4 protein-coding genes are annotated in these 4,245 nt (G+C 43.9%); all 4 read right to left on the minus strand.

Annotation, left to right across the window (positions count from 1 at the left end; all coding sequences use genetic code 11):
* Positions 1 to 359, minus strand: a 359-nt coding sequence (locus Q7P41_RS05465) for an MFS transporter (RefSeq protein ID WP_303882776.1), incomplete at its 3' end; no start/stop codon positions are given.
* Between the two features lie 21 nt (positions 360 to 380).
* Entirely contained in the window at positions 381 to 1,844 is a 1,464-nt protein-coding gene (gene cls / locus Q7P41_RS05470) for a cardiolipin synthase (RefSeq protein WP_303882777.1), read from the minus strand.
* 31 nt (positions 1,845 to 1,875) lie between these two features.
* On the minus strand, positions 1,876 to 2,607 hold the full coding sequence (locus Q7P41_RS05475; RefSeq protein WP_303882778.1) for an endonuclease/exonuclease/phosphatase family protein: 732 nt from the start codon (positions 2,605 to 2,607) through the stop codon (positions 1,876 to 1,878).
* 240 nt (positions 2,608 to 2,847) lie between these two features.
* Positions 2,848 to 4,245, minus strand: a 1,398-nt coding sequence (mdoH, locus tag Q7P41_RS05480; RefSeq protein ID WP_303882779.1) for a glucans biosynthesis glucosyltransferase MdoH, incomplete at its 5' end; no start/stop codon positions are given.

Below are 4,245 nucleotides of genomic sequence, written 5' to 3' on the forward strand. Positions count from 1 at the left end.
GCCACGGATGTCGTTACGATCATAGCTCCTCCTATTCCCTGAAATACGCGACAAATTATAAGAAAGGATAAATTAATGGAAAAGAGGACTAGAATGTTAAATAAAGCCACTATGGCAGCACCCAGGGCAAATACTTTCCTCCTGCCCGCAATATCCGCTGCTTTGCCGACAGGAACCAAAGCAACAACCGTAGCCAACATATATGATGTGGCTACCCATCCAAGCGTCACAGCGTCTGCTCCAAAATATTGGCCGATGGCAGGAAGCGCTATGTTTACAGTCGATATCATGAAAGGACCCAGAAACGAAGCCGCTGCGGCAACAAAAAGTACGGTTCTTTTGAAACTTGCCTCAGTCAATGTGTCATACACCCTCCATTGTTAGAACAAGGGACTAAATAGCTTGGTAATGCCATATACTACATGTTCAACAGCAGGTCTTTTTTCCCAATCGCTTCGATGCAAGATCCTTGAATTTGCTATATACATTTCCTGGGTTTCGAGTACGTGTGAGACTTCACTTTCGCTGTAAAATATCAAGTCAACTTCAAAATCCAAAGCAAAGGAGCGAATGTCAAAGTTACTGGTTCCCAGAAACGCCAATCTGTCATCGATCGTAACGGTCTTAGCGTGAAGTATATCGCCCTTATAGAGGTATATGTTGACTCCCATATTCAAAAGAGGGGTAAAATATGCTCTTGCGACTCCGCCAACTATGGCTTTGTCCGCCCTTTCTGGGACAACGAGGTTGACATCAACGTCCATGATGCGTGCCGTTTCAATGGCGTGCATCGTCTGGCTGTCGGGAATAAAATATGGAGTAGTGATAGTTGCGGTTTTTTTAGCGCTCAGCAAAGCAGAAACAACCAATCGCTGGTAATTTTGTAATTGCATCGATGGTCCACTTGGGACTGTCTGCAATACGGCACTTCCTCCAGTTTTGAGGTGCGGAAGAAAATACAACAATTCATTAAAAGGTATCTCTTCGTGAGTCTCGACGTACCAATCCTCGTAAAAAACAGCTAAAAGTTGGATTACAACGGGGCCCGTCAACCTGACCGAAAGATCGCGCCAAAGTCTCCCCCTGGCTTTCCTGTTATAGGAAGGTTCAATGATATTATGAGAACCCGTGTAGGCTACTTGCCCATCGATGACAGCGATCTTCCTGTGGTTTCTGATGTCATAGCGGGCGGTGAAGGTCGTTCGCCTGAGCAACCTGATGGGCAGAACTTCAACAACTTTAATGCCGCTGCCTCGCAATAAATAAGCGTGTCGTCTCAAAAACTTTTTTGAACCCACGGAATCTACGAGCAGGTGGCATTTAACCCCTCGCTTGGCGGCCCTTTCCAGGGAATCAAAAAGTTTCTTCGTTAAATCGTCGTATGCAAATATATAGTAAAGAAGATTGACGTACCTTTCGGCGTTATCGATATCATGGCACAAGCGATCCAGATATTCTTCAAAATCACTTAATAATTCCACTGTATTGCCTGCCACGGGGTTCATGTCCACCATTTTATAAGCCATGTAGCTGATCCTCGTTTGATCTTCCTTCAAGGCAGGATTGTTAACTTCGCTTAATACATGAACTCTCAAGTCATGGAGTACACTGCCCAGTTCCGATAAAAGCTTCGATCGCCGTCTTAACCGCTCCCTGGGAAGTCCAGTGGAGCCAATTAGCGAATAAAGAATCAGACCACCCCATGGCCATATATTTATTGCCAAAAGCCAAGCAACAGCCGTCGGTGGTTCATGTTTCAAGGGGACGTAGCAAAGCATCCCGATGCGGATACAAAAAGACGAAATGTTATACAACCACAAGAATAACGCAGAGATATCACTCATGCTCTACTACCTCAAAAAGTATTTGTTAACCCTAGAGCGAAAAGTCACACACTATTGGCAAATGGTCAGAAAACGTCACTTTTGGAATGATAAGGTTGGTGACCTTTATCTCAGGACTATGAAGGACAAAATCGAGTAACTTTCTTGGCGATGAACTAGGATAGGTGGGCATGCAATCCGGGTTCGCGTTTTTGAGCCCAACCCTTTTTACAAGTGGAGCCAGCTCTTTTGCACCGCCAAATGTATTATAATCCCCGGCCAATATCATTGGCTTTTTGGCTGAAAGACAATTTTGGCTCAATTCATCCAGCTGCTTTGCGCGGGTTTTTCGCCTCAAGGACAAATGAACCAAATAAAGCACAAAGTCCTTGTATTCTACCTCAAGAAAAGCCCTTTTAAGGCCATGACTTAGATAGTGAACGTCGCAATCGAGTGGCGGTATCCTGGTAACAACGGCATTTCCCTGAGCCTTTAGCACAGGTGCCCTAGTCATAAATGATTCCGGGGGATATTTACAGCTAAATATAGGCACTCCTCCTATTTGCGAAGCCATCTCTTTGGGTTGACTTTTGCCATTTTGCCTGTAAGAACCCCCGTCAGATTCGACCAAACCGACAATATCAGGGTTTAGCTTAGTCAAAAAGCTGGAAATATCCCGAAAATTCCTTTCCGTTTTTCTAAAACATCCCCAAAAGGGAAAGGGGACGTGGTAATCCCACCCTGTACCAGTAGCATAGCGGATATTATAAAGAACAAAACGCATACACTATTGCCTCCTCGTCAACTTCATGTCCTAAAAGGACTTACAACATTGCAACATATCTATCAAAAGTTTATATAAAAGCTTTGGCTCTTCGGCTGTACGTTTTTCATATCAGCAAAGCAGATCCAGTCAGTTTTTGACATTTGTGTACATACAACCTGACTTACCATTTTAGCATTAAATCCTACATTGGCTAGCCATAATGCTGATATTTTTAAAGAAAACAAATATTTAAGTAAATTAAAGCGGCTGATTAAGGATGTTAAGATATGTTTCCCACTTGTCAAACACATCTTTAGGGCTTTCCCATATCCTTTTGTGAAGTTCAAAGAGGAGGGCAGGGGAGCGCAAGAGCTTCATAGCCTCGTCCTTCGTGAGACTTTCGTAGTCTCCCCTGAGAACCTTGGTTTCGATCTCTGCCTTAACGTCTCGCGATATACTGCGTTTTTTGCGCATAAGCCCTCTGTGAAGGGCGTTAACCCAAGGATCAAATAAAACCAGGCATAATCCTCCTTCAGATAATATTGGCGGATCGGAAAGAACTTCCTCCAGAATCCTTATTTCCAATGAAGGATTTGTCTCTTGAGGGGTAAGAAATAATCCCCACCCTTTAAAGGTTTCTCCTGCTGTAGGGCGACTCGTCCAGACAGTAAGGAAAATTGACAAGATAAAGGAAATTAAAATTGGAGAAATCCACATACAAAACGTTGGATTGACTATCCATACAATAGAGCCCCAAATAAGCCCAGTCAGCGTGCCGCTCCAATGAAATCTAAGGGCCTCTCTCCAACTTAAACCGACATCGGACCTTTCTTGAGGTCCCCAACCTACGGTTTTTCCCAGGAGCGCAAAGAAAAGAAACTTGCTGTGAAATAACATCTTGATTGGAGCAAAAAGAATAGAAAATACTATCTCCAAAAATACGGTCATTATGAGCTTTGACGTGCCGCCAAAGAAATGAGATTGCTTTTTGAAAATTACAAGACATAGTCCAAATACCTTTGGGAGGAAGAGCAGTATCATAACAACTACAAAAAGAGTTAGCGCCCACTTAGGATACCATACGGGCCATTCAGGGAACAGAGCGTATTCTCGCGGGAAATAAACCGGTTCAATCCAAACTTCCAGCATTGCCTGAAGTGAACTCATTAATATAAAGCAAAACCACAATAACCCTGATCCGTATATCATGACTCCATTTAAAAAGAGGAAACGATGTGCAGGGATGATACCCTTAAGGAGAAAAAGCCTGAGATGTTGTAAGTTTCCCTGGCACCAGCGACGATCTCTCGATAATTCCTCCAAAAGGTTGGGGGGAGTTTCTTCAAAGCTTCCTTCCAAATCGTATGAAAGCCACACTTCATAGCCGGCCCTCCTCATTAAAGCTGCCTCCACGAAATCGTGGCTTAAAATTTCACCTCCAAAAGGAGGATCCCCCGGCAATCTCGGAAGCGCGCAGTTTTTCATGAAGGGTTCTACTCGAATAATTGCGTTATGCCCCCAATATTGTGCATCTCCTAATTGCCAAAAGCTAAGACCTGCCGCAAATATAGGACCATAGAGATAACTGGCAAACTGCTGGATGCGGCCGTAAAGAGAACGCCTACCCACCGCCTTTGGTGCGCTCTGTAAAATTCC

This window comes from Acetomicrobium mobile, from assembly GCF_937920065.1.

Excerpts from the sequence above, each read along its gene's own strand:
- cls (WP_303882777.1), bottom strand. The coding sequence starts at position 1,844 with ATGAGTGATATCTCTGCGTTATTCTTGTGGTTGTATAACATTTCGTCT.
- Q7P41_RS05475 (WP_303882778.1), bottom strand. The coding sequence starts at position 2,607 with ATGCGTTTTGTTCTTTATAATATCCGCTATGCTACTGGTACAGGGTGG.